Below are 25,358 nucleotides of genomic sequence, written 5' to 3' on the forward strand. Positions count from 1 at the left end.
GCAGCCCTGTGCGATTACGCCGCGCCCCGCAACGCCATCGGCTCGCTCCCGCGCAGTCGCCAACGACTACACCGCCGGCAGCACCAGCTCGGCCCGCAAGCCGCCGATCGGCGCATTGTTCAAGGTGAGATTGCCGCCATAGAGGCCGGCGAGATCGGTCACGATCGACAGGCCAAGCCCCGAGCCGGGCTTTGACTCGTCGAGCCGCTGGCCGCGCCGTGACACCTGGGCGCGCTCGGCTTCCGACAGGCCGCGCCCGTCGTCGTCGACCACGATGCGCAGGCGCGGCCCGGCGCCCGACGCCTCCGGCGGGACCACACTGACCTCGATGAACACCTGCGAGGCCGCCCATTTGCAGGCATTGTCGACGAGATTGCCGACCATTTCCTCGAGGTCCTGCCGCTCGCCGCGAAACCGCGCCGCCGGATCGGCCTTCGCCTCGATCACGAGATCGCGGTCGCGATGGATCTTCTCCATGGTCCGGCGCAGCGCCTCGATCACGGGTGCGACGTCGGTGATGGTCGAGACGATGGTGGCGCGGGCGGCGATCCGGGCGCGCTCGAGATGGTGCGCGACCTGGTCGCGCATCACATCAGCCTGCTCCAGCACCTTGCTGGCGAAAGGGTCCGCGGCATGCGCGGCCGCCTCATTCACGATCACCGACAACGGCGTCTTGATCGCGTGCGCAAGGTTGCCGACATGGGTGCGCGAGCGCTCGACGATCTCCCGGTTGGCATCGATCAGCGCGTTGGTCTCGCGCGCGAGCGGCGCGATCTCGACCGGGAACCGGCCCTCCAGTCGCTCGGCACGGCCGGAGCGGATATCGGCGATCGCATCCGAAATCCGCTTGAGCGGCGCCAGGCCGTAGCGCACCTGGAAGATCGTGGTCAGCAGCAGCACGATGCCGAGGGCTGCGAAGGTGCCGCCGAGGTAATAGTCGAAGCTGCGCGTCTCATCGAAGATCTCGGTGGCGTCACCGGCGACGCTGACCAGGAACTTGCCGTCGGCGCCGAGGTCGACCGGCCGCTCCACGACGCGCAGGCTCTGGCCTTCGGGCCCGTCGACATAGCCGAGGCGGACGCCGGCGGCGGTCAGTTCCGCGCCATGCTCCTCGAGCTTCGGCAACTTCTTGTCCCACAGCGAGCGCGAGGCGCGGGTCTCGCCCTTCTCGGTGTCGGTGCGGGTGATCTGCCAGTACCAGCCTGACAAAGGCAGGTCGAACAGCGGCTCGCCGAGCGACTGGAACTGGCGGTCGGCCGGCTCGTCTGGTGTCGCGACTTCGGCGATCAGGGTGCGCAGATAGAGATTGAGCCGCCGGTCGAAGGCGCGCTCGGTCGCGTCGCGGTAGACCGACGACAGGATGACGCCGGTGATCGCCAGGATCACCACCACCCAGGCGGTCGCCGAGACGAACAGGCGGGTCGCAAGCGAACTGCCGCCCATCAGGGCACGAGCTCGATCAGGGTGTCAGCGGGCCGAGACATTGGCGAATCCAGTCCTCCCGGCGCGCATCATGACAATGCCCGTGTACGCCGATCAAGCGCTCTAAGGGCATGATCCAATTGAATAGGATATGCCCTCATCCTGTTGTTTGGTCGTGTTTTCTTCACGCGAGCGGACCGCTATCCGCTTCGCTCGAAAACGCTTTAAGAGCATGATCTTTTCGGAAAACCGCTTCGCACTTTTCCGGACCATGCCTTAAGTCGGCGGCGACAGCATGTAGCCGAGGCCGCGAACCGTCTGGATGATATCGACTTCCAGCTTCTTGCGGATGCGGCCGACGAACACCTCGATCGTGTTCGAGTCGCGGTCGAAGTCCTGGTCGTAGAGATGCTCGACCAGCTCGGTGCGCGAGACCACCCGCCCGGTGTGGTGCATCAGATAGTCGAGCAGATTGTACTCGTGCGAGGTCAGCTTGATCGGGTTGCCGTTGACGGTGACGCGCTTGGTGCGGGTATTGAGCGCCACCGGCCCGCAGTTCAGCTCGACCTGGGCATGCCCGGTCGCGCGGCGCAGCAGCGCGCGGATCCGTGCCAGCACCTCCTCGAGATGGAAGGGTTTTGCGACATAATCGTCGGCGCCGGCATCGAAGCCCTGAACCTTGTCGCTCCAGCGGTCGCGCGCGGTGAGAATCAGCACCGGCATCACCCGCTTGTTCCGCCGCCAGGCCTCGAGCACCGAGATACCGTCCATCTTCGGCAGGCCGATATCCAGCACGACGGCGTCGTAGGGCTCGCTATCGCCCAGGAAATGCCCCTCCTCGCCGTCGAACGCGCGATCGACCACATAGCCGGCGTCCGTCAGCGCGGTGGTGAGCTGGCGGTTCAGATCCGGGTCATCCTCAACGACGAGCAGACGCACTTTGGCCTCCGAGAGTGAGCATTGCGATAGTCCGCCATCAAATGAGGCTTCCGGCCGTGAACGGCCTATGAATGGATCCGCAACGCAAAGCTAATTTTTTCGTCAGGTGCACCATCCGGGGAACCCGCGCAAGCGTCGCAGGTTCCCGCCAGGAGATACGCGCAGGTCGGATCAGGTTTCAGTTTACGGTATTTTGACACCTCATTGGGTGTGCCCTGGTTGGGACACGCGACAGAACAAATCAGGACAGACCGGAAAACACCGGACAGACGCGACTACCGAAATCTGCAATCCATGCTGGCATTTCCAGAACGAAACAATTCGGAGAGCGTAGTGCCAGCTTGGATGGAAGAGGAAGAGCAGCGCCTGCTGCAGATGATCCGCGAGACCGATCTCACGCAGCGCGAGATCGCTCAGAAGCTCGGCCGCACCGAAGCTGCCGTGAGCGCGCGACTAACGATAATCAGAAGGCGCCTCGCGGAGGGGAACTAGGATCGCACGTTAAGCATCCCGACGATTTATTTACCTTTGATTCACGCAAGTTAATTGACCAGCTCACATTTTGATTCGATGATCCAGGCACTGGGTCGGGCTGTTTCATTAAGTTCAACTTTTAAGCCCAGAGGGGCCGTCTATTATCGGCAAGCGGCGGTTCGGCGTGAGAATGGAAATAAAGAGCGGCCCCGGCATTTGCCCTCCAAGGGTGCTGGGGCCGCCTCCTTTTGCGGCCAGGAACCTCTGTAGCGACATCCGGTTGACCAGCGGTCCCGGTGCCTAAAGCGGACAGCACTTGGACGCGGCCTCAGCGTTTCCCCGGCGCTGGGGCCGTTGCTTCGGGATGGACCGGAAAGGCACAGCTTTCGGGCCCTGTGGTTCACGGCATAAGCAGCCAAGCCACGCTCGCGGCCAGCGCCACAAACGACACTGCCGCAGCGCAGACAAAGGCGATCTCGACGCTGTCGATGCGGTGATGGTGTGCATGCATGATAGACCTCCTCAGCGGAGCTCGGCGAGCGTAGCCACTCACTCATGCCTGCCCCCGGCGTCGGCTTGCCGGGCCAGCTGGAGCTTAGCCTCTTTTTCGATATCTGGGGCCAGCGCTGCGGCCTGTTCGCGCACGCTCCCGGCTCTTGCGATGAGGCGTTCCTCAAGCGAATCGGTTTGCCTGACGCGGTTGCGTCGCTTCGTCACGTGGGCTCCGTTGCCGTTCAGGAGGCCAGAGCGCGACACGCGATCCAATCGCCGGGTGCCAAATGTGATGCGCGGCGATAGCGGTCAATTGTCAGGTTGAAGTAATGTTCCTGAATCGAAACCATTAACTCCGCCTGGACTCGCTCATTGCCTTCTCGACTTCGGCAGCCAGTGCGCGGTAATGCGCAGCCAACCTGGCGAACAGATCTTTCTTGGTCTGATTGGTCGCCAGCTTACTGATCAGCTCGCACTCTTCCGCCTCGATACGAAGCTTCTCCAAGTGCGCTTGCATGTCCTTCATTGGATGAACTCCCAGGGAGATCACAGTGGATCATCACACATGGAACTCGCGGGGCAATAGTCTTCTGGAACTCCCTTCACCCACGCAGAACGATGGAAACACCTCTGAGCCGTAGTCAGGAACGTATTGCGTCCCATAGAAATCTATATGCACATAACGATGCATATGCCTCACCGGACATACCGAGAATGGGACAAGCTACGGTACCCTGTTCCGGATCATGATCCACATGCGACGAGTTACTAGCCGACAGACAAGTTAACCTTCGGCGGGCAATTCATTATCGCGGACGTGAGCGATGCGCTATTGCAGCGCGGGGCAAAGGGACCGGGAATACTTTGTTGCTTGTTTCGAAGATCAAGACGTTTGGAGTGGTTGCCGGCTGGCTTGCGCTGGCCTTCATCGCATTCGTCACGCTCTCCCCAATCCAGGACCGTCCGTCGTTCCTGCATCCGCAGGCCGAGCGCTTCACCGCGTTTGCCGTGATGGGCCTCGCTTTCGTGCTGGGGTACCCGCGGCGCACCGCCCTGATCGTGCTCTTTGTCGTGTTCAGCGCGTTCACGCTTGAAGCGATGCAATTGCTGACACCGGATCGCCATGGCCGGCTGCTCGACGCGGTCGTCAAGGTCGCGGGAGGGCTTGCCGGCATCGGCGCGGGTCACTTCTTGCTGCTGGTGCTGCGCAGCCAGTTCGGCCGATTGAGGTCGCGCGCGGAACAGTCCGCGCGTTGAGGCGGCGCGATGTACTTGAACCGGATCGGTTAGTCCACGTATCAGCTTTACCTCTCCCCAGCGGGGAGAGTCGATTTGCGCAGCAAATCGGGTGAGGGGCCGCAGCGCTAACGAGAGACCGTAATCCCTCACCCGGCGCTACGCGCCGACCTCTCCCAAGGGAGAGGTGAAGCACCGCCATTCCGGTTCCTATCACGCGTTAATCGCGCTTCGGCGCTTCCGCGGACTTTGTGCCCTCTTGCGCCATGCATTGCTGAAAGAAGTGCAGCCGGTCGCCATTCATCGGCGCGGCGCCCGGTCGCTTGTACGGATAGACCATGTAGGCCGCGCGCAGGCACCGCTTCGCCGTCTCGGCATCGGGTGCGGCGATGGCGGCACCCGACGACAGCAGGAGCGCCAGCACGGCGCTGAGCCGAATGGGCGCCCCGCTCACAGCTTCTCGCATTCCGAGTAGAACACGCCATTGGCGGCCGCCAGCCGCTGCAGGCAATGCCGCCTGTCGGTCACCGCGCCCTCGACGGTGAAATCATAGGCCTGCGCCTTCAGGATCAATGCGTAGCGTCCCGGCGACAACGGCGCATCGTCGCGCGGCAGGACCTCGAACATCTGCGGATCCTCGGCGAGCGGCGCGGCGCGGAACGGGATCGAGATGTTGCGGATCACCCAGGTGTCGTCGCCCGGCGAGACCACCGGCTTGCCGGTCGCGTCGAACGTGGTCTGCTGCGTCACCCGCGCGATCAGGCGTACATCGATCGGGTCGGATGCGCCGCCGGCGCCTTCGCGCCGGAACACGATGAAGTGCAGATGTCCGTCAGGCAGCGTGGTCTCGCTCGGCTTGGTGATCGCCGCCGAGATCGCCACGCGCGGGTCCGGCGCCCGCCCCTGGATCAGTTGCAGCTCGTAGAGCTTGCCGCCGCTCTCGGCGTAGACGCCGTAGGCGGTCGGCAACGGCCGCCTCGGCGCCGGCGGCGCGGCGGGCATGGCCGGCGCCGGGACGGCGGCGACCACCGCCGGCCTCTGCGGTTGGGCTGGCGCCGGCGCGAGCGTGCCGGCGATCATCGCGCGCGCCGCGGCGAGTGACACACCGCGTTGCTGCAACAGGACGACGGCTGCGATCAGCCCAAACAGAGCCAGCATCGCAACGTAACGCAGCGGCGCCGACGACGACCACAGCGGACGGCGCGGCGGCACCGCCGGCGCGAGCGTCGTGACGAATGCCTCCTCGACATCGATCCGGGAAGGCCCCTCGATCCTGCGCGCAGCGCCCGCCGCCTCCAGGAAAGCGGGCAGCGCCCGCGCCGGCGGCACGGCGAATTTTTCGAACCGATTGTCGCGGGTGTGCGCTTCGACGCCTTCGATCGCCGCTTCCAGCGCCTGCATCAGACGCTGTTTTTCCGCGGGATCCTCGTGCGCGAGCTGCTGCAGCTTCTGCCGCGCGAGCTCGTAGACCGCGCTGCGCAGCTGCTGCGGGTCGGAACTCACGGAGTCGATGGTCCGCGCCAGCACCAGCGCGAACTCCACCTCGGGGTGCGCGGGGCCGATGTCCCTGACCGTCCTCTGGGCCGGCGTCGACGTCATAAATGTTAGTCTGGTTTGCCCATAATGTTACAACATTGTAGGTGGCTTCTACTGTTAACACAAATGACAAAGCCCGCAGATGACGCCGCGGTCTGACGTTACCAATCCGAGCAGCAGCAGGGTTCATTGAGCCGTTCTTTGCAGATCCTGGACGACTGGTTCTTCGCGCCGAAGCGGGATCGCCGATCCTGGCCGGACCTCGTGCTGCTTGCGGGGTGGATCGCGCTGGCGGGCTTCCAGATCGCCCGTCACGTGATGTGGCGCGACGAGGTCCGCGCGCTCACCATTGCGCTGAACGGCGACGATCTGTTCGCCATGCTGAAGGGGCTGCATGGCGAGGGCCACCCTGCCCTTTGGTACCTGCTGCTGCGCGGCGCCCATGCGGTGTTCGGCCGGGTCGAGGTGCTGCCCGCGGTTGCCTTCGTGGTCGGGCTCCTCACGGCCGCATTGCTGATCTTCCGCTCGCCGTTCCCGCGGCCGCTGGTCCTGCTGCTGATCACGAGCCACGCGCTGCTCTTCGAATATGTCGTGATGGCCCGGAATTACGGTATCTCGGCCCTGTTCCTGTTCGCCATCGCGGCCTGCTATGCGGCCCATCGCGACCGCGGCGTCCTGCTCGGCGCGCTGTTGTTCCTGCTCGCCAACACCAATGTGGTCGGTGCGATCATGGCCGGCGCGTTCCTGCTGTTCTGGCTGCTCGACCTGCTCGAGGCCCAACGCGCGACCCAACCCGGCTGGCGCTGGTCGCCGCAACTGACCAATTTCGCGATCAATGCCATCATTGCGACAATCGGCGTCGCGATCTGTGCGGTGACGATGCTGCCGACCTATAACGACGCGGCGGCCCGGGACTGGTCGCACGCTTCACCGCTGGCGGCTGCAATCCTTTCGCTGGTGAACCCCGGCGCGACGTCGCTGGGGGCGCTGTTTGCCAATCTGCTGCCGGGGATTGCGGGTTCGGTGCTGTTGTTCGGCGCGACGCTCGGGCTGTTGCTGCGGCCTCCCGCCTTCCTCGCCGCCCTCGCCGCGCTGCTGCTGACATCGCTGTTCTTCGCCGTCGCCGCCAACGGCGCCTACCGCCACGCCGCGGTCTGGCTGTGTTTCCTGATCACGCTGTACTGGATCGGCTGGAGCCGGATCACCGCGCCATCCGCCTCGCCGTTGGCGGCGATCGGACGCGTGTCGCTCCTGCTGGTGCTCGCGATCCAGAGCGCGGCAGGCGTCAACGATCTGCGCAACGCCGTGACCGGCGTTGTCGCGAGCCGCAGCGCCGATCTCGGCCGCCTGATCGCCTCACGTGCCGATCTCACCAACGCGGTCATCCTCAGCGAGCCGGAATGGCTGGTCGAGGCGCTGCCCTACTACGTCAAGAACCCGCTCTATCTCGCCCGCGACCACAAATTCGGCAGCGTCGTGATCTTCACGCGCAAGGGCCGGATGGACGGCGATCTCGGCGAGACGCTGCGGCTGGCACGCGAGCTCCGCGAGACATCAGGCGCCCCCGTCATCATCCTGCTGGCCTATCGGCTCGACGAGATCACGCCCGGCCAGATCTACGACCAAGGCAAGGACTGGCGGACGTTCCGTGCCTCGGCCGCAGAGATCCGCGATTTCCGCGAAGCGACCACGATGATCCGCCGCTTCGATCCCGCCAAGACCGACGAGAGTTTCGACGTCTACCTCCTCAAATAGGCGATCGATCGAGGACGACAGGAAAGGACCCGCGCGATGGCGCTGATGGACAGCAAGCTCGACACCCGCAAGCTGCCGGCCGCGGGCATCCGGCAATACCTTGCCATCCTGCGGCTCGATCACAGCACCAAGCACATCTTCATCATTCCCGGGATCATTCTCGCCTGGCTGTTGCGCGGCGCGCGAGGCGATGATCTCGCCGTCTCCGTCACGCTCGGCCTTGCGGCCGCGATCTGCATCGCGTCGGCCAACTACGTGATCAACGAATGGTTCGACCGCGAGTTCGACCGGCATCACCCGACCAAGTCGCAGCGCTCCGCGGTGCAAAGCGTGATGGACGGCAAGATCATCGGACTCGAATGGCTGCTGCTGATCGCGATTGGGCTTATCTGCGCGGCTGCGAGCAGCCGTCTGATGCTGTTCGCGGCCGGCGTCTTCGCCTTGCAGGGCATCGTCTATAATGTCCCGCCGCTGCGCAGCAAGGACAAGGCCTATTTCGACGTCATCTCGGAGTCCGTCAACAATCCGCTGCGGCTGTTGATCGGCTGGGCGATGATCGACCCGACCTCGCTGCCGCCGGGCTCGGTGATCCTGTGCTACTGGTTCGGCGGCGCGTTCCTGATGGCCGCCAAGCGGCTGTCGGAGTACCGCGAGATCGCCGCCTCCCATGGCAGGGAGCTATTGGCACGCTACCGCGCAAGCTTCGCCCATTACACCGAAGTGTCGCTGACCGCTTCCTGCCTCAGCTATTCGCTGTTCTCGGTGTTCTTTTTGTCGGTGTTCCTTGTGAAGTACCGCATCGAGTACATCCTCGCGATGCCGCTGGTGGTGATGCTGTTCACGGCCTATTTCTCGATGTCGACGTCGCCGGGCTCGTCGGCGCAGAAGCCCGAGAAGCTCTATGGCGAGCGCGGCCTGGTGCTGATCGTGCTGGCGCTGGTCGCCGTCTTCCTCGTGGCGAGCTTCGTCGACATGCCGTTCCTCGCGCGGCTCGCGGAGCAGCACTACATCACGCTGGAATGAGGCCGTCGGGATTGTTATTTGAGCATGATCTTGTCGGAAAACCGCTTCGCACTTTTCCGGATCATGCTCATCGCCGGCGCGGATGCGCCTTCTGGTGCCACGCCCAGGCCGAGCGAATGATGTGGCCGAGGTCCGATCGCCTCGCCTTGAAGCCGAGGCCGCTCTCCGATTTGGAGGGATCGGCGACCAGGATCGGCGGATCCCCGGCCCGGCGTTCGCGCACCACGCTCGGCACCGCCTCGCCGGTCTCGGCGCGGATCGCGTCGAGCACCTCGCGCACCGAATAGCCGGTGCCGGTGCCGAGGTTGAACACGCCGCCGGCGTCGCCCTTCAGCAGCAGTTCGAGCGCAGCGATATGCGCCGCGGCGAGATCGTCGACATGGATGTAGTCGCGCACCGCGGTGCCGTCAGGCGTGTCGTAATCCTCGCCGAAGATCGCAAAGTCCGGCACGTGCCCGAGCAGCGCCATCAGCGCGCGCGGGATCAGATGCGTCTCGGGATCGCGCAGCTCGCCGATGCTGCCGGAGGCATCGGCGCCGCAGGCGTTGAAGTAGCGCAGGCAGACCGAGTTGAACCGATAGGCCGCGCGGTAATCGGCCAGGATCTGCTCGATCATGAATTTGGAGCGGCCGTAGGGATTGACGGTCGGGCCTGCGGCACTCTCCGGAATTGGATCGCGCCCGGCATTGCCATAGACGGCACCGGTCGAGGAAAACACCAGGCGGTCGCAGCCCGCCTCGCGCATGCCGCGCAGCAGGCCGAGCGTGCCGGCGACGTTGTTGGAGAAGTATTTCTGCGGATCCGCGACGGATTCGCCGACCGCGCTGAACGCGGCGAAATGCATCACGGCGAGCGCCTTGTGCTCGCGGATGGTGGCGGCGATCTTGTCGTGATCGGCGATGTCGCCGAGTACCAGCGGTCCCCATTGCACGAAATTGCGATGGCCGGTGGACAGATTGTCATAGACGACCGGAACGAACCCCGCCTCGGCAACCGCCTTGGCGCAATGGGATCCGATATACCCCGCGCCGCCCGTGATGAGAATCGAACCCCTGCTCGTCATTGAAAAGGTCGTCCCTGCGCGGACCAATCCTGCGCATCAACAGGCGCAGTGATCGCATGGGTACGACATTCCGTCTGGCGTGGCAAAACGGCGATGCGAATAGCGTTAAGACCGCACGGATTTGCCGCCGGTGGAACCGTTAACGCGACCCCAGCGGAACGTTGCTCTGTTGCCCGACCGGCGGCCCGTATCGTGACGGCCTCCCATTCGGGTAAGCCGGCGTTGCCGGCGGCACCGGCCGGGTCGCCTGCGGCCGCGACGTCGGAACGCCGCCGCCCGGTCCGTCGATCGAATAGCGGGTCGCGCCCTGCGTGGTCTGCCCGGTGCCCTGCGCGAGCGCGGGAGCAACTGTGGCAACGACCAGCGTCGCGGTTGTGACAAGGCCGGCCAGCTTCATCTCGATGCCCTCGATAAGTCGGATCGGAGTCAACCGGTCAGGCGTCCGATCGTTCCGCCGACCGTCGCAGCCTTCGCGATCATCGGCCTTCCTCGAACGAAAAGTGGCGCGGCGAAATGTCTCGCCGCGCCACGTTCGATCGATGGAGCTCTAGCCTTGAGAAGTCAGGCGCCGACCTGCGCGACGGCGGCCCAGTGATCGGGATTTGCCGGGGTCTGCATCCGGACCCAGCGATAGCGCGCCTGCGACCAGCTGCGGATCTGCGCGTTCAGATTGTCGAGTACGATGTCGCCGCCCTGGGCGCGGACCACCAGCACGAGATGATGCTCGCCCCAGGACGTCACCACCTCGCTCAGCAGCAGATTGCGCATCGGCCAGCCGCGCGCCAAGAGTTCATGGCGCTTGCTGACCGCATAGTCGTTGCAATCGCCGCGCGCCGGATTGATCAGCCATTCCTCGCCGGCCAGGCCGCGTTCGTTTCGCTGCGGCGCGATGCTGCGATTGACCGAAGCGTTGACCTCGATCAGGTCGGCGATGCGCTGCTTGGTCAGACGCGTCGCGCCGCCGCGGAACACCATGCGGGCGCGGGGCTTCGGCTTGCATTCATCGGCATAGCGCATGCAGAACATGGTGTAGGCCATCGGCGCCAGCGTCGGCTCGCTGAAGCGTATCTTCTCGACCACGCCGCGCAGCGGCAGCGGGAAGCCGATCATTCCAGCCTGGGTGTCCCGCGCGCTGGTCCCGAGCGCGACGATGGCCAGCAGCAAGGCCATCACTCTCTTGACGTTGTACATTGTTCACTCCCCACCGTGACGGGAAGCATGTACGGGAAATGTCTTGAGCTTAGGCTCAAGCGCGCGGCGGCATTTGCCTCAAATGCCCTGACGCGCGCTTGCAGTCCGTTAACCAAGCAAGGTTCCCGTGCCGGCAAGCCTTTCGGCTGCGGAGTGATAACGCGCGTGCCGGCTAACGGATCGCAGCGTTATCGGTATTTTCGGGAGCCTTTTGCCGCGGCTTCGGCGGATGCGGCCGTCGGGCGCAGGATCGGTTGCGGCGCAGGATTTCTCGTTCCCATGCAAGCATGGTTAGCCTGACGTGAAGCAGCCGGCCGGCTTTGTTAATGCTAGATCGTCACGCGCTGCCGGGGTGCGATACCGCACCAGTTCATGACGAGATCGGCGAGCGTCTTGATCTCGATATCCGCGGGCGTGCCGCCGGCGAAATCGGCGACCGATTGTCCCAATGCGACGGCGCGAACATAGGCCGAGCGGCTTCCGATCATCGGCCCGATCTCTTCGTCGAGCGTATCCAGTTCCTCGATCAACTGCTGGCCTTCCAGCGTACGCTGATCGACGCGGTTCGGCACGATCATGGCACGGAGCGCGGTTCGCCGCGAGGCACGCACCTCCCGCACGATGTCGAGCGTCCGCGCGGTGGCCTCGATGTCGAGGCCGGACGGCGTGCACGGCATCAGCACGATGTTGGCGACCGCGAGCACGGCGCCCAGCACGCGATCGTTGGGCGCTGAGTCCACGACGATGATCTGATGCGGGATCTGGCGCATCAGCTTGGCCCATTCGGCTACCGGGCGGGTTTCCGGATCAAGCTGGTAGACCGGGAACGTCAAATTACCGGGCTCGGCCCAGTGACAGGCCGACGCCTGGGAATCGGCGTCGACCAATCCCACCACGCCAGTGCGCCGGTCTAGTTCTGCGGCCAGCAGGACCGCGAGAGTCGTCTTTCCGACCCCGCCCTTGCGCTGGGCAACCGAGATGACAAGCGGCATCGCAAACTCCTGGCGTTATCCCCCGTGCGTGCGCGGGAGGACACCTTCATCAACGAGCGTCAGCATCCGCGGCAGACAGACCCGCTTCGCGTCGTAATTGTCCCTCACGAAGCTCCGCGCCTTCATCCGCATCTTCTTGAAGGCCTTGGGCCGTGACAGCACCGAGACTACCTGATCCGACAGCGCATCAATATCAAAAAACGGCGCCAGCAGGCCGTTGCCGTCAGAGATGATGTCGCGAAGCGGGGCGGTGTCCGATGCCACCACCGCGCATCCCGCGCTCATCGCCTCCAGCAGCGACCATGACAGCACGAAGGGATAGGTCAGGTAGACGTGCACCGAGGAGATCTGCAGCAGCTCGAGATAGGGTTCCCGCGGAATCCGGCCGAGGAAATGCACGCGGCGAAGGTCGATATCCGACTTGATCTCGTCCAGGAACATCGACTTCCAGCTCGAGCCCTTGGGCGGATTGGCGCCGTACGATGTCCCGGTGCCGCCGACGATCACGACCTGCGCATTCGGCCGCGCCGCCAGGATCTTCGGCAGCGATCGCATGAAGACATGGAATCCGCGCACCGGCTCCAGATTGCGCGAGACGTAGGTGATCACCTCGTCGTCCGCCGACAATATCGCGCCGTTCGGCAGCTGAAACCGCGCGACCGGATTGGGCTTCACCTCGTCGGTGTCGACGCCTTCGTGGATGACCTCGATCTTGCTCTGAAACTCGCGGGGAAAGGTCGAGCGCTGCCATGGCGTCGGCGAAACGCCGGTGTCGCATTCGGTGAGCGCCAGCAGCGTGGTCGCATTCTTCAAATGCAGCGCGACGTTGCCGTCGAGGCCCGTCATGGGAAACTCGGGATCGAAGCCGACGTCCCTGCCCTCGGCGCCGTAGTAGAATTCGCAATAGAGGATGATCCGCGCTTTCGGAAACATCGTGCGCAGCGGCAGCGTCTCGCCCCAGCCGGGATGCGCGAAGATCAGGTCGGGCACGAAGCCCTGGCCCGACAGCGACGACAGCGCATACAGAACCTCTTCGGCACGCCGCGCTTCGACATCGAAGCGGCGGGCGAAAGGATGGACCGGCGAGGAATCCGACTTGGTGGTCGAATATTTGAGCAGCCTGATATCCGGCGTCGTCGTCGCAGTCGACGACCCGACGGCAACGACCTTGTTGCCGGGCTGCTCCGCGAGCGCCCGCGCAATGTGGCGGTACTGGGCTGGAAAGTTATTGTGGACGAAGAGGACGTTCATTGGCGGGCGGGCGCGCCCCCCGGCCGCGCGATCTTCGATTGAGGTCAGGGTCGGCATCATGACCGGCAGTGTGTCATCGATATGCACGGGTGAAACTATCTTACCGGATTAACATTAAGCCCCCTTCTATCACACAGATTTTTGGGGCACACTGCGGGAGACATATCAATCCATTCCGTTAAGCTCGCAGGCGACGATGAACGAACAGATTCAGCAGAAAACCATTGATCTGGCACGGGGTCTCTTCCTGGTTCGGTACAATGGCGCGGAGGATAAAACATCACCTCCGGTGGTACGCGTCTATGCGGATCGCGCCAGTGTTAACAATTGTAATATCATTACCGGACCCGATGTGGTCAATGGAACCCTGTTCGCGCCCGAGACCGCGCTGGTCGTGTCGGTCGCCCGGCCAAGCCGCGTGATCGTCGAGGTCACGGCGGGGCGCGTCGGCGGATCGACCGCCGCCAATATCAAGATCGAGCCGCTAACGCAGGGACAGCCCCAAGCGCAGTTCCAGGGACAGTTCCAAGCCCCGCCGGCCGTGCAGCCGGCGAGCCAGCCGTACGACGCGTTCGAACCCGATCCCGGGTATGACCGCGGCGGACCAAGCGACCTCAAGCTGCTCGCACATGTTGCCGGTCTGGGTGATGTCACGGTCGGTCCGAATACCTGGATTGCCGGACCGTCCGCGCCGGCCCGAATCGAGGGCATTTCGCTGGAATGGCCGAACAAGCCGCACGATCTCAACCTGCAATATGCGGTCAAATTCGCCAGGCCGCAGCGGGGCGACAACCAGTTCGTTCCGCTTGGAACCTTTGCCGGAACCCGCGGACGCGCGCTGGCCATCACGGGGTTCTCGCTGGAAGCCACAGGTCCGAGCGTGGATCGCTACACCATCTCGGCCGAGACCATATTCCTGGGAGCTCCCGCCCTGCGGGTCACCGGAAACCGGATCGTGGTGTCGGGCCCTTCGGGCCGGGAACCGCTGGTGGGCCTCAAGCTCAATCTCGAAGAACGCCGGGTGCAGGCAGCGCCGCTGGCGCCGCAGCAGCCGCGGCGCGCCGAACCCATCAATCCGGCGCCACGCGTCGATGGACCGCGCCTCGAGGGACGCGTGCGCGTGTTCCGGAGCCGGCAGAGCGCGGTCAAGACGGCGGGCTGATCAAGGCAGATAAGGGCGACAGTTGACCGCCAACGCGCGCAGGATCGCATTTACGTCCAAAGCGCTCCACCACGCCGATCTCGAGCGCGCCGCTGTTGCAGCGCTCGAGGCGCGTGATTTCCGTCGTGCGTTCGCGCTCGCCGACCGCCGCTGCCGGATCCTGCCGCATCCGGGCGCGCGCGCTCACCTGCTGCGCGCAGAAGCGCTGTTTCATCTCGACCTCAGGGATGCCGCCGTCGCCAGCGTGGCCAGGGCGATCGAGCTCGAACCCGACGACCTGGTCGCAGCACGGCGAATGATGGCGTGGGGCGACGGTCTTCAGCAGGTCGAGGCCGCGCGAGGCGTCGCGCGGCGCGACGACGATCCGGATTCGGTCAGGAGTGCCCTCGTGCTGCTCGAACAGAGCGGCCAGGATTGCTGCGCGCGCGTCGACTTCCTCGACGAGGAGGTGAAGGGATGGGTGACGTGGCGAGGGGCTGATGACCCGCACCTTTCGCTGGCGCAGGCGGATCAATCCAGCGCCCTCCAGCTTCCGTCCGATCCCCGTCACAGATTCGCGCTCGGCGGGAGGCGCGCCGCGAGCTTCCGCCTGATACGGCCGGTGTCCGAGACCTCGCAACGCCTCGAGATCACGCAGGCCGACCGGGTCATCGCAAGCATCCAACTCCCGGCCAACCGCGTACCGGATCGCCGGCGCGCAGCACAACGGCCGGCTCGCGCCCGAAACGGCGAAACTCCCCCGCTCACCATTATTATCCCGGTCTACCGGGATCTGGCCGCAACGCGCGCCTGCATCGAGAGCGCATTGACTGCCGCCGCCTGCACGCCGGGCTCGACCATCGTGGTCGTCGATGATGCCTCGCCCGAGCCCGACATCAAGCGTCTGCTCGGCGAACTGGCGGCCGAGTTGCGCATCCGGCTCCTGACCAACGCGCACAATCTCGGCTTTGTCGGCGCGGTCAACCGGGCGCTCGCCGAGACCGGTGCCGGCGACGTCGTGCTGCTGAATGCGGACACGATCGTGCCGAAATACGCGCTGCAACGCTTGCGCAGCGCGGTGCGCGCGACGCCGGGCGTGGGAACGGCGACGCCGCTGTCGAACAACGGCGAGTACACCAGCTTTCCAGTGCCGAACCGGTCAAATCCCCTGCCCTCACCTGCCGAACTGGAGTTGCTGGACGAACTTGCAGGCAGCGCAAACTCCGGGATCGCCGTCGACATCCCCAACGGCATCGGGTTTTGCCTCTACATCACCCGCGAATGCCTCGACGCCGTGCGGGAGCTCTCCGACGACTTCTATCGTGGCTATCTCGAGGACGTCGACTTCTGCCTGCGCGCCGCCGAGGCCGGCTTCCGCAACGTGTGCATCCCTTCGGTCTTTGTCGGACACGAGGGCTCGCGCTCGTTTCTCGGCGAAAAGCGTTCGCTGGTGCTGCGCAATCTGCGCGTTCTCGAGCACCGTTACCGGCGCTACGCGACGGAGTGCGCCGCGTTCCTGCTTGCCGATCCGCTTCGCGATTGCCGCGCGGCGCTCGAGCTCAAGCTGCTCGCGAACGAACGACACCCCACCGGGGCGCACGTCATCCTGTGCGGCTCCCCAATCGGCCGGGAGATTGCGATCCGGCGGTGCGGCCAGCTCGCGGCGGAGGATCAGCGCGGCCTGGTCGTGCAGATCCGCGCGGAGGGACAACGTCAGCTCGCTGCAATCTTCGATCCGGATGATGGCGCTCCGCAGTCGATCGCCCTCGACGTTGCGACGCCAGAAGGGTGCGAAGCCCTTCTGAAGCTGCTCGCCGATCTCGGAGTCCGGTCGCTCGAGATCGCGGAGCCGAACCGCATCCCGGGGACCTGCCTGGCGCAGCTCACACACCATTTCGCCTATGACCTGCTGATCACCGACACCGGACTTGCAGCCCGCGCCGCGGTTGGATCAGGCGCACATCCGGATTGGACAGACCTGATCGCCGGGGCGCGGCGCGTGGCTGTGATCGGTGAAGACGGGGCCGCCTTTTCCGAAGCAGTCCTCGGCCTGCAAGCGACCCGCCTGACCGATCCTCCCGCACCATGCCCCCCGCATCGCGCCGCGAGCGGCCCGGCGCGGCTCGGCGTGCTTGCCCTGCGCGCAAGCGCCGCGGAATTCCGCTTCGTCAGAGCGCTCAGCGATCAAATGGCCGATGCCGACGAAGACGCCGAGATCGTCGTGCTGGGTACCACGCTCGACGATCTCAAGCTGATGCAACGGACCAACGTTACGGTCAGCGGCGAAATCGCAGTCGACGAAATTGCCACGCTCATCGAAGGTCACGGCATCACCAAACTGGTTCTCGACATCGGCGAACCGGCGTTCGGGCATCCATTGGCGGACGCGCTGCTGGCTACCGGACTGCCGGCCGCCGCGACACAGTGGATTGCGACACCGCCGGCGCGCGGCCGAACAACCGACCTGAGGCTGCCGCCGGGCCTTGATTCCGATCAGACGATTGCGGCCGTGCTCGGCTGGGTGGTCGAGGATGTCCAGCTACATCCCGATCGGAGGAGCGGCCGGCACAGGCGGCAGGTTGGCGCGCGGCTTCCATGACCGCGGCGGCCATGCAAGCGAAGAGAACGGCGTCGAATCCAACCCCAGCAGCGGGCTGTAATAGGGATCGTCGATCAGCACCTCGCCCCATTTCGCGCGCAGCATCGACAGCTCGCGCTTGAAGCGCGCCTTGCGATCCGGCGCGGAATCGCGGCCCCGGCTTGCCGATTCCAGATGCACGAGCTTCGCATCCGGCGAAAATACGATCCGCTTTCCGAGCTGGCGCAGCTTCAGGCACAAATCGATATCGTTGAAGCTGATCGGAAAGCGGATCTCATCCATGCCGCCGACGGCCAGGAAATCGCGCTTGCGCATCAACAGGCATGCTCCCGTCACCGCCGAACATTCGTGCGCCACCTGGAGCAGATCGCCGTAGCCGGGATCACCATCCATCCGGTCGTTGAAGGCGTGGGCGGCCGAGAAATTCGCCCCCAGCACCACTCCGCCATGCTGCACGACACTGCTCGGCCAGAGCAGCTTGGCGCCGACGGCTCCGACATCGGGAGCCGCGAGCCGCCACAGCATCTCAGACAACCAGCCGTCGTCGAGCGCCTCGATATCATTGTTGAGAAAGCAGATGTTCTCCGTGTCGACGCAATCGACGGCGGCATTGTTGATGAATGCGAAGTTGAACGGCCCTTCGACCGAGATGACGTCGATGTCCTCGGCGGACAGGCTCTCCAGATAGTCCAGCGTTTCAGGCTCGGACGAGCTGTTGTCGACGACGAGAATCCGGGCGTTGGTCTCATTTGCGGCCGGCGTGACCGTCTCGATGCATCGCTTGAGCAGCTCGGCGCGATTTCTGGTCGGGATGATGATCGTGGTGCGCTCGTTCCAATCGACGGTGCGCTTGACCTGAACGGCAGGAAGCAGACCCGCCTTTCGCGGCTCGACATTCGCCTCGATGCCGGCCCTGGCAAAATAGGCCTTGCTTGCTGCGGCCAATTCGATGGTCGCAGCCGCCGCATCGATCTGCGGCAATGCCGCAACTGCTCCCGGAAGATGATAGGTTCGATCAGGTTCCGCGCAGGACAGGAAGATATCGTAGAGCGACGCCGCCGAGCGCAGCGCTTCGAGGGCGTGGTCCCGGCGCACCGCAAAGCAATATGCCCCATAGCCCTGCTCGAGCGCGCGTTCGAGATCGAATGCGGAAAACGCCAGCGGCCACACCGCGCCGGCGCCCGCCGGGACCTCGACGTCGCCGTAGACCAGATCGCAACCGGGTTCGGACGCGAAGACATTGGCGACGCGCTGCAACGCGTCCTCGGCGAGGATCGTCCCGCTCAGACAGAAAACAAAGTACTCGCTGTTGGCGGCATCGCCGTCGACAAACTCGCGCGCCGCGTTCGGATCGAACTGGCTGAAGCCGCGCGCCGGCAGGCACACCGCCGACCACGCCGTGTGCCGCTGGGCTTCGAGGCTTTCGATGCTTTCGTCCACCCTGACCTCGCCGATCAGGACGACCGTGGCTTCAGATGGAATCTCGGACCGCTCGAATTCCGTCGTCGGCGAGAAGCGCTCTTTCCAGCCGCGATAGGCGTGAAGCGGCATCGAGGCCGGCAGCACCCGGTCGAACAGCTCGCCGCGCAATCGCTCGCTCTCCCAGCGTCCGAGACCCGCGAGCGTTTGCTCCAATCCGCGCTCGAATGCGACAAAGGCAACCGGCTCCGAGATCAGATTCCGTCCCGAAATCGTCCGCGCCGAAAGTCCTCGCATGCGGCCGTCGGCAAAATGCTCGGGCAGATGGAAATCGATCCGGCGGCCGACGCCGAACTCGCCGCCGCGCGCAACATTGGTCCAGCCGGTCGGCTTCACGGTCATCACCGGCCGTTGCGCAATCAGGATTTCGACGTCTTCGTCGATGTCCTGCGCAAGCCAGCCTTCGAAGCGCAGGCCTCCGACCCATTCGATATCGCCAATGCGGTGCCACCGCGCGTCCGGTACTGCGACATCGCAACGAATCGGAGTGCCGACCGGACTTCCGATATTTGCCAATCGCGCCTCAACGATCCCGGCGCTGGAGCTGACTTCTTCCTGCACGTTGAAGGTAAAACCAAAACGGCCGTCGCCGATCCCGCCGTCGGCGAGCTCTGTTACAAACTCGTCACACAATGATGACATGTATGGCTCGCCGTCGACGAGCAGTTCGACGGTGTAGCGTCGGCCGAGATCGGCGCGGTCATAAACAAACCCAGAAAACGTCGTGCGATCGTATCTGGAGAATTGCGTTTGTACCGACGCGTATTCAGCTCCTGAGGACCTCTGCTTGCCAATCGTCATCGTGCTCATGTCCACCCCTCAAACGGCGGCTCGATTGTCAGTCGATTTCAAGTTGAGAATGTGTCCATGGCGCGCCCGAGGTGACTAGCGCGCACTCACCTGCACCGAGGCAATCACCGTTTGCACAAAAAGCCGCCGGGCTTCAACACAAACTATGCGCTATAAAACTTGGCGTTATCGGCGCTAATTGTGCTAGTGCTAACTCCTCCTCTCCACACTGATCGACGAGCGGATTCATGAAGATTGCAATGGTTGGAACGGGATATGTAGGTCTCGTGTCCGGAGCGTGTTTTGCCGACTTCGGCCATCAGGTCGTTTGCGTCGACAAGGACGGCGGCAAGATCGAAGCCCTGAAGCGCGGCAAGATCCCGATCTATGAGACGGACCTGGACAAGCTCGTCGAGACCAACACCGCCGCGGGACGGCTGACCTTCACGACCGAGCTCGCGCCAGCCGTGGCAGACGCCGATGCCGTATTCATCGCGGTTGGAACACCGTCGCGGCGCGGCGATGGCCATGCGGATCTGAGCTACGTCTACGCTGCTGCCAAGGAGATCGGCGCGGCGCTCAAGAAGTTCACCGTGGTGGTGACGAAGTCGACCGTGCCCGTGGGCACCGGCGACGAGGTTGAACGCCTGATCCGCGAGACCAGTCCCGACGCGGATTTCGCCGTGGCGTCGAACCCCGAATTCCTGCGCGAAGGCGCCGCGATCCAGGATTTCCGCCATCCCGACCGCATCGTCGTCGGCACCGAGGACGAGCGCGCCAAGAGGGTGATGGGCGAAGTCTATCGTCCGCTCTATTTGAACCAAGCGCCGATCCTCTATACCGCGCGGCGCACCGCGGAACTGATCAAATACGCCGCAAATGCCTTCCTCGCCACCAAGATCACCTTCATCAACGAGATCGCCGATCTCTCCGAAAGGGTCGGCGCGAACGTGCAGGAGGTCGCGCGCGGCATCGGGCTCGACAACCGGATCGGAACCAAGTTCCTGCATGCCGGCGCGGGCTATGGCGGCTCCTGCTTCCCGAAAGACACCCGCGCGCTGTTCAAGACCGCGCTCGACCACGACGTCCAGCTGAAGATCGTCGAGGCCACGCTGACCGCGAACGACAACCGCAAGCGCGCGATGGCGCGCAAGGTCGCCAACGTGCTTGGCGGTGAGCTGCGCGGCAAGACGATCGGCGTGCTCGGCCTGACCTTCAAGCCCGATACCGACGACATGCGCGAGGCCCCCTCGATCCCGCTGATCAACGGCCTGATCGACTTCGGTGCCAAGGTTCGGGCTTACGATCCCGTCGGCATGGAGCAGGCCCGCAAGGAATTGCCGGAAATCGAGTACTGCAAGGATGCCTATGAATGCGCGCGGCAGGCGGATGCGCTTGTTATCGTGACCGAGTGGCGCCAGTTCCGCGCGCTCGATCTCAAGCGCATCAAGCAGGAGATGAAGCATCCGGTCGTGGTCGACCTGCGCAACATCTACCGTCCGGACGAGATGGCCGCGCACGGCTTCACCTACGACAGCATCGGCCGGCCGCGCTGAGCGGCCGCAACCGACCGGCGACGATAGCCGCCGGTCAATTCAATCCCGGAGCCCCGTTTCGATCGAATCGAAACGGGGCTCCGGTTTTTTCTGACGCGTTTACGTCGCGCGAGAACGTTCTAGGCGTGGGCGGGCGCACCGAGCTGCACGAATGCATCCAGCTCGTGTGCGAGCGCTTCCTGCCAGGTCGGCATCGCCACACCGAACTGCGCCTTCAGCCGCGACAGATCCAGCCGCGAATTGCCAGGGCGCACCGCCTTGGTCGGGAAATCGGCCGTGGCGATCGGAACGATGTTTTCGACCGCCAGCGTTACGCCGCGCGACCGCAGCCCGCCGACAATGGCCGTGGCGAAGCCGTGCCAGCTGGTTTCGCCGGCGCAAACCAGATTGACGACACCGCCCCTGCGCGCGAGCTGATCGTGCAGCGTGGTGAGGTTCGGCAGAACGATGCCGGCCACCGCACTGGCGATCGCCTGCGCCGTGGTCGGCGCGCCGATCTGATCGGCCACGATCCGCAGCTCCTTACGCTCGCCGGCGAGCCGCGCGATGGTGCGCAGGAAATTGGTGCCCTTGGCGGCATAGACCCACGAGGTGCGCGCGATCAGATGCGCCCCGCCCGCCGCCTGCACCGCGACATCGCCGGCAAGCTTGCTCGCGCCGTAGGCCGACAACGGCTCGGTCGGGCTGTCCTCGCGCCATGACCGGTCGCCTGAACCATTGAAAACGTAATCGGTGGAGAAATGCACCAGCGGCACGCGGTTCGCCGCGGCCCATTGGGCCAGCGCTTCGGGTCCCTTCGCGTTGACCAGGAACGCCAGCTCGCGCTCGTCCTCGGCGCGATCGACCGCGGTATAGGCCGCCGGATTGATGATGAGATCGGGCTTCAGATCGTCAAGCTGAGCCGTCAACTGCTCCGGCTTCGACAGATCGAACTCCGCGGTCGGCGGCGCGATGATCGTGCCGTGGCTTTCCAGCAGCGGCTTGAGCGCACTGCCAACCTGGCCGCGTGTTCCCGTCAACAAGATCCGCATCAGATTTGTCCATAGGTCGGAAGATTGCTGGCGTCGGCAAGCAGCGGCGCATCCGCATCCTTGGCCGACAGCTGTGGCTTATCGACGCCCCAGTTGATTCCGATCGCCGGATCGTTCCAGCGGATCGAGAGCTCGTCCTTGGGGCTGTAGAAGTCGTCGCACTTGTAGAAGAAGTCGGCAGTTTCCGAGAGCACCACGAAGCCGTGGGCAAAGCCGCGCGGCACCCATAACTGCCGGCGGTTCTCCTCGCTCAGCTCAACCGCGACATGCTTGCCGAAATTCGGACTGCCGACACGCACGTCGACGGCAACGTCCAGCACCTTGCCGCGCAGCACGGTCACGAGCTTGCCCTGGGTGACCGGGTTTTGCAGATGCAGCCCGCGCAGCACGCCATAGGCCGAGCGGGACATGTTGTCCTGCACGAACGGACGCGCAATGCCGTGCTCGACATAACGGGGCGACTGATAAGTCTCGAGGAAGAAGCCGCGCTGGTCGCCGAACAGCTTCGGCTCGACGATCAGAACTTCAGGAAGCTCGGTCTTGATGACGTTCATTTAACATTTGTTCCAGTTTGACGCGCCCGAAATGTTAATTTCCCTCTCATAACAAACTTGTGCGGCGCACGCTATATGTTATGTTTTGATAGTCAAATTGTGAGGGACCATGAAAGGCATTATCCTTGCCGGTGGCACCGGCTCGCGCCTCTATCCGGTGACAACCGTTGTCTCCAAGCAGCTGCTGCCCGTGTTCGACAAGCCGATGATCTATTATCCGCTGTCGACGCTGATGCTCGGCGGAATCCGCGATATCCTGATCATCTCGACGCCGCAGGACAAGCCGCTGTTCCAGCGCCTGCTCGGCGACGGCAGCGAGATGGGTGTCCGGTTCGAGTACGCCACGCAGGAGACCCCGCGCGGTCTGGCCGACGCCTTCATCGTCGGACGCGACTTCATCGGTGATGACTCCGTCGCCCTTGTGTTAGGTGATAACATTTTCTACGGCCACGGCCTGCCGAGCATGCTCTCGGCCGCCTCGATCCGCAAGAAGGGCGCGACCGTGTTCGGCTACGTCGTGAATGCGCCGGAGCAGTATGGCGTGATCGAGCTGGACGGCACCGGGCGGGCGCTGTCGATCGAGGAGAAGCCGAAGCGGCCGAAGTCCAACGTCGCCGTGACCGGCCTCTATTTCTACGACAATGACGTGGTCGAGATCGCCGCCGGGATCAAGCCGTCGCCGCGCGGCGAGATCGAGATCACCGACGTGAACAAGGCCTATCTCGAGCGCGGCGACCTCTATGTCGAGGTGCTCGGCCGCGGCTTCGCCTGGCTCGACACCGGCACCCACTCCTCGCTGGTCGAGGCCAGCCATTTCGTCCAGATCCTGGAGCAGCGCCAGGGCCTGCGCATCGCCTGCCCCGAGGAGATCGCGCTGCGCCAGGGCTACATCTCGCTCGAAGCCTTCGCGAGGGTGGCCCAGAAGACCGCCAAGAGCAGCTACGGCGAGTATCTGCTGTCGGTCTACCGTTCGTTCCAGGGTCAGCCCCGCACGGCAGAGGTATTCAAACATGCGGTTTAAGGGATCGACGATCTTCGTCACCGGCGGCGCCGGCTTCATCGGCTCCGCCGTGGTCCGTCACCTGCTGCGCGACACCCATGCCCGCGTCGTCAACATCGACAAGCTGACCTATGCGGCGAACCTGGCCTCGCTGCCCGGTTCGAGCGAGAGCCTGAACTACACCTTCGAGAAGGCCTGCATCTGCGAAGGACAGGTGCTGCGCCGGCTGTTCGAAAAGTATCAGCCCGATGCGGTGATGAACCTTGCCGCGGAGAGCCATGTCGACCGCTCGATCGACGGCCCCGGTGAATTCATCCAGACCAACATCGTCGGCACCTTCACGATCCTGCAGGAGACGCTGCGGCACTGGCGCACGCTTTCGCCCGAGAAGCGCGACGCGTTCCGCTTCCTGCACATCTCGACCGACGAGGTGTTCGGTTCGCTCGGCGACGAAGGGCTGTTCACCGAGACCACGGCCTATGCGCCGAATTCGCCCTACTCGGCCAGCAAGGCCTCGTCGGATCATCTGGTGCGCGCCTGGCGCGAGACCTACGATCTGCCGACCCTGGTGACCAACTGCTCCAACAATTACGGCCCCTATCACTTCCCGGAAAAGCTGATCCCGCACATGATCATCAAGGGGCTCGCCGGCGAGCCGCTGCCGGTCTATGGCGACGGCCAGAACATCCGCGACTGGCTGTTCGTCGAGGATCACGCCAAGGCGCTGACCCTGGTGCTCGAACGCGGCGAGGTCGGCGAGACCTACAATGTCGGCGGCCGCAACGAGCGCACCAACCTGCACGTCGTGGAGAGCATCTGCGACCTGCTCGATGAGGTCGTGCCGGCCGCGGCCGGCCCGCGGCGCCAGCTGATCAACTTCGTCGCCGACCGGCCCGGCCATGACCGCCGCTACGCCATCGACGCCACCAAGCTCGAGACCGAGCTCGGCTGGCGCGCCGCGGAGAATTTCGAGACCGGCATCGCCAAGACGGTGCGCTGGTATGTCGACGAGCAGCCCTGGTGGCGCGCGATCCTGGAGCGTGGCTACAAGGTCGAGCGCGTCGGCCTGAACCAGTAGCCGCCGATCTCTCCAAATCAACGGCGTGGATAGCCAATCGGAAGCCGAGAACCGCGATGACGATTCAACTGAATCTCATCGCGGTTTGACGAGCCGCGACCGCCTTCCGACGGTGGATTGGCAGCCACCCGCCCAACAGCAAATCGAGAAACCACGGGAGCCCGCCATGAAAATCGCAATGGACGGTCAGGAACTGACACTGTTCAAGAGTTTCGTGGATCTCTCGAAGCGCTATCTCGAATTCGGCTCGGGGGGCAGCACCTGGCTCGCCTGCCAAACCAGGAAGGAGTGGGTCATTTCGATCGATTCCTCCGCGGAATGGCTCGCCAATGTCGGCGACGCCACGCAAGGCGCGAGCACCAAGCCGCTGCTGCTGCATGTCGATATCGGCAAGCTCCGCGAGTGGGGCTATCCGGTGGAGAAGGAGAAGGAGAGCTCCTGGCCCGAATATCACGAGCGCGTCTGGGATCGCCCCGAAAGCAAGACGGCCGACCTGTATTTCGTCGACGGCCGATTCCGCGTGGCCTGCTTCGTGCAGTGCGTGCTGCACGCCGCACCGGGAGCCTTCATCGCAATCCACGACTTCGAGAACCGTCCCCACTACCATTCGGTGCGGACCGTCGCCCGGGAAATCGCCCGTGCCAACAACATGTCGATCTTCCAAAGGCCGACGGAGATCGATCTCCGCGCCGCGCAACAGCTGCTCGAGAAATACCGGCTGGAGCCTCTGTAAGGGAACCAGCGCCTCAGTAGCCGA

The 25,358-nt window shown here is 64.3% G+C and carries 23 protein-coding genes; 10 read left to right on the forward strand and 13 right to left on the reverse strand.

What is annotated here, in order from left to right; translation table 11 throughout:
• Nucleotides 1–66: 66 nt before the first annotated feature.
• Nucleotides 67–1,443, reverse strand: a complete 1,377-nt coding sequence (locus tag BI327_RS18585) for a sensor histidine kinase (protein ID WP_076862266.1) — start codon at nucleotides 1,441–1,443, stop codon at nucleotides 67–69.
• A gap of 255 nt (nucleotides 1,444–1,698) precedes the next feature.
• Nucleotides 1,699–2,361, reverse strand: a complete 663-nt coding sequence (locus BI327_RS18590; RefSeq protein WP_016841655.1) for a response regulator transcription factor — start codon at nucleotides 2,359–2,361, stop codon at nucleotides 1,699–1,701.
• 345 nt (nucleotides 2,362–2,706) lie between these two features.
• Here BI327_RS18590 and BI327_RS18595 point away from each other — a divergent pair, with 345 nt between their 5' ends.
• Nucleotides 2,707–2,853 (forward strand): sigma factor-like helix-turn-helix DNA-binding protein, encoded by a 147-nt coding sequence (locus tag BI327_RS18595; RefSeq protein ID WP_167386893.1) that lies wholly within the window; start codon nucleotides 2,707–2,709, stop codon nucleotides 2,851–2,853.
• A gap of 823 nt (nucleotides 2,854–3,676) precedes the next feature.
• On the opposite strand, the gene BI327_RS42765 is transcribed toward BI327_RS18595, so the two are convergent.
• Entirely contained in the window at nucleotides 3,677–3,853 is a 177-nt protein-coding gene (locus BI327_RS42765; protein ID WP_167386896.1) for a hypothetical protein, read from the reverse strand.
• Nucleotides 3,854–4,194: 341 nt separating this feature from the next.
• On the opposite strand from BI327_RS42765, the gene BI327_RS18605 reads away from it, so the two are divergent.
• The gene (locus BI327_RS18605) at nucleotides 4,195–4,584 is read left to right on the forward strand and encodes a VanZ family protein (protein WP_174683052.1); all 390 of its coding nucleotides are present in this window, start codon (nucleotides 4,195–4,197) and stop codon (nucleotides 4,582–4,584) included.
• A 199-nt stretch (nucleotides 4,585–4,783) separates the two neighbouring features.
• On the opposite strand, the gene BI327_RS18610 is transcribed toward BI327_RS18605, so the two are convergent.
• Both BI327_RS18610 and BI327_RS18615 read right to left on the reverse strand, forming a co-directional pair.
• Nucleotides 4,784–5,017, reverse strand: coding sequence for a hypothetical protein (locus BI327_RS18610; RefSeq protein WP_245334865.1), 234 nt, complete (start codon nucleotides 5,015–5,017; stop codon nucleotides 4,784–4,786).
• Nucleotides 5,014–6,162 carry a hypothetical protein gene (locus tag BI327_RS18615; RefSeq protein WP_076862271.1) on the reverse strand — a complete coding sequence of 383 codons (1,149 nt, stop codon included), beginning with the start codon at nucleotides 6,160–6,162 and terminating at the stop codon, nucleotides 5,014–5,016. The genes BI327_RS18610 and BI327_RS18615 overlap by 4 nt, the downstream gene beginning before the upstream one ends.
• A gap of 126 nt (nucleotides 6,163–6,288) precedes the next feature.
• On the opposite strand from BI327_RS18615, the gene BI327_RS18620 reads away from it, so the two are divergent.
• Both BI327_RS18620 and BI327_RS18625 read left to right on the forward strand, forming a co-directional pair.
• On the forward strand, nucleotides 6,289–7,854 hold the full coding sequence (locus BI327_RS18620; protein ID WP_076862272.1) for a hypothetical protein: 1,566 nt from the start codon (nucleotides 6,289–6,291) through the stop codon (nucleotides 7,852–7,854).
• A 45-nt stretch (nucleotides 7,855–7,899) separates the two neighbouring features.
• Complete coding sequence (locus BI327_RS18625; protein WP_076863035.1) at nucleotides 7,900–8,877, forward strand: UbiA family prenyltransferase; 978 nt, start codon at nucleotides 7,900–7,902, stop codon at nucleotides 8,875–8,877.
• A 67-nt stretch (nucleotides 8,878–8,944) separates the two neighbouring features.
• On the opposite strand, the gene galE is transcribed toward BI327_RS18625, so the two are convergent.
• From galE to BI327_RS18650, 5 genes are all read right to left on the reverse strand, one after another.
• Nucleotides 8,945–9,940, reverse strand: a complete 996-nt coding sequence (gene galE / locus BI327_RS18630; RefSeq protein WP_076862273.1) for a UDP-glucose 4-epimerase GalE — start codon at nucleotides 9,938–9,940, stop codon at nucleotides 8,945–8,947.
• Nucleotides 9,941–10,079: 139 nt separating this feature from the next.
• Complete coding sequence (locus BI327_RS18635; protein WP_076862274.1) at nucleotides 10,080–10,370, reverse strand: hypothetical protein; 291 nt, start codon at nucleotides 10,368–10,370, stop codon at nucleotides 10,080–10,082.
• A 131-nt stretch (nucleotides 10,371–10,501) separates the two neighbouring features.
• Nucleotides 10,502–11,131 (reverse strand): transglutaminase-like cysteine peptidase, encoded by a 630-nt coding sequence (locus tag BI327_RS18640; protein ID WP_076862275.1) that lies wholly within the window; start codon nucleotides 11,129–11,131, stop codon nucleotides 10,502–10,504.
• 329 nt (nucleotides 11,132–11,460) lie between these two features.
• The gene (locus tag BI327_RS18645; protein ID WP_076862276.1) at nucleotides 11,461–12,123 is read right to left on the reverse strand and encodes a ParA family protein; all 663 of its coding nucleotides are present in this window, start codon (nucleotides 12,121–12,123) and stop codon (nucleotides 11,461–11,463) included.
• A 15-nt stretch (nucleotides 12,124–12,138) separates the two neighbouring features.
• Nucleotides 12,139–13,374, reverse strand: coding sequence for a glycosyltransferase family 4 protein (locus tag BI327_RS18650; RefSeq protein WP_076862277.1), 1,236 nt, complete (start codon nucleotides 13,372–13,374; stop codon nucleotides 12,139–12,141).
• A gap of 196 nt (nucleotides 13,375–13,570) precedes the next feature.
• On the opposite strand from BI327_RS18650, the gene BI327_RS18655 reads away from it, so the two are divergent.
• Together BI327_RS18655 and BI327_RS18660 are read left to right on the forward strand one after the other, a co-directional pair.
• Nucleotides 13,571–14,536 (forward strand): hypothetical protein, encoded by a 966-nt coding sequence (locus tag BI327_RS18655; protein ID WP_076862278.1) that lies wholly within the window; start codon nucleotides 13,571–13,573, stop codon nucleotides 14,534–14,536.
• 22 nt (nucleotides 14,537–14,558) lie between these two features.
• Nucleotides 14,559–17,114: a glycosyltransferase family 2 protein gene (locus BI327_RS18660; protein ID WP_076862279.1), complete on the forward strand. Its 2,556-nt coding sequence runs from the start codon at nucleotides 14,559–14,561 to the stop codon at nucleotides 17,112–17,114.
• On the opposite strand, the gene BI327_RS18665 is transcribed toward BI327_RS18660, so the two are convergent.
• On the reverse strand, nucleotides 17,055–19,235 hold the full coding sequence (locus BI327_RS18665; RefSeq protein WP_245334867.1) for a glycosyltransferase family 2 protein: 2,181 nt from the start codon (nucleotides 19,233–19,235) through the stop codon (nucleotides 17,055–17,057). The genes BI327_RS18660 and BI327_RS18665 overlap by 60 nt on opposite strands.
• A 395-nt stretch (nucleotides 19,236–19,630) precedes the next feature.
• On the opposite strand from BI327_RS18665, the gene BI327_RS18670 reads away from it, so the two are divergent.
• Nucleotides 19,631–20,938 carry a UDP-glucose dehydrogenase family protein gene (locus BI327_RS18670; protein ID WP_076862281.1) on the forward strand — a complete coding sequence of 436 codons (1,308 nt, stop codon included), beginning with the start codon at nucleotides 19,631–19,633 and terminating at the stop codon, nucleotides 20,936–20,938.
• Between the two features lie 119 nt (nucleotides 20,939–21,057).
• On the opposite strand, the gene rfbD is transcribed toward BI327_RS18670, so the two are convergent.
• On the reverse strand, nucleotides 21,058–21,969 hold the full coding sequence (rfbD, locus tag BI327_RS18675) for a dTDP-4-dehydrorhamnose reductase (RefSeq protein WP_076862282.1): 912 nt from the start codon (nucleotides 21,967–21,969) through the stop codon (nucleotides 21,058–21,060).
• Nucleotides 21,969–22,523 (reverse strand): dTDP-4-dehydrorhamnose 3,5-epimerase, encoded by a 555-nt coding sequence (gene rfbC, locus BI327_RS18680; protein ID WP_076862283.1) that lies wholly within the window; start codon nucleotides 22,521–22,523, stop codon nucleotides 21,969–21,971. Before rfbC ends, rfbD begins: the two co-directional genes overlap by 1 nt.
• Before the next feature lie 109 nt (nucleotides 22,524–22,632).
• Between rfbC and rfbA the strand changes: the two genes are divergently transcribed.
• The 3 genes from rfbA (at nucleotide 22,633) to BI327_RS18695 (ending at nucleotide 25,334) form a co-directional block, all read left to right on the forward strand.
• Nucleotides 22,633–23,544, forward strand: a complete 912-nt coding sequence (gene rfbA / locus BI327_RS18685) for a glucose-1-phosphate thymidylyltransferase RfbA (protein WP_076862284.1) — start codon at nucleotides 22,633–22,635, stop codon at nucleotides 23,542–23,544.
• Nucleotides 23,534–24,601: a dTDP-glucose 4,6-dehydratase gene (gene rfbB, locus BI327_RS18690; RefSeq protein ID WP_076862285.1), complete on the forward strand. Its 1,068-nt coding sequence runs from the start codon at nucleotides 23,534–23,536 to the stop codon at nucleotides 24,599–24,601. The genes rfbA and rfbB overlap by 11 nt, the downstream gene beginning before the upstream one ends.
• Before the next feature lie 166 nt (nucleotides 24,602–24,767).
• Nucleotides 24,768–25,334, forward strand: a complete 567-nt coding sequence (locus BI327_RS18695) for a hypothetical protein (RefSeq protein WP_083742153.1) — start codon at nucleotides 24,768–24,770, stop codon at nucleotides 25,332–25,334.
• The last annotated feature ends 24 nt before the right edge of the window (nucleotides 25,335–25,358 follow it).

The sequence above is a fragment of the Bradyrhizobium mercantei genome (assembly GCF_001982635.1).
In the GTDB taxonomy this organism is placed as follows: Bacteria; Pseudomonadota; Alphaproteobacteria; order Rhizobiales; family Xanthobacteraceae; genus Bradyrhizobium; species Bradyrhizobium mercantei.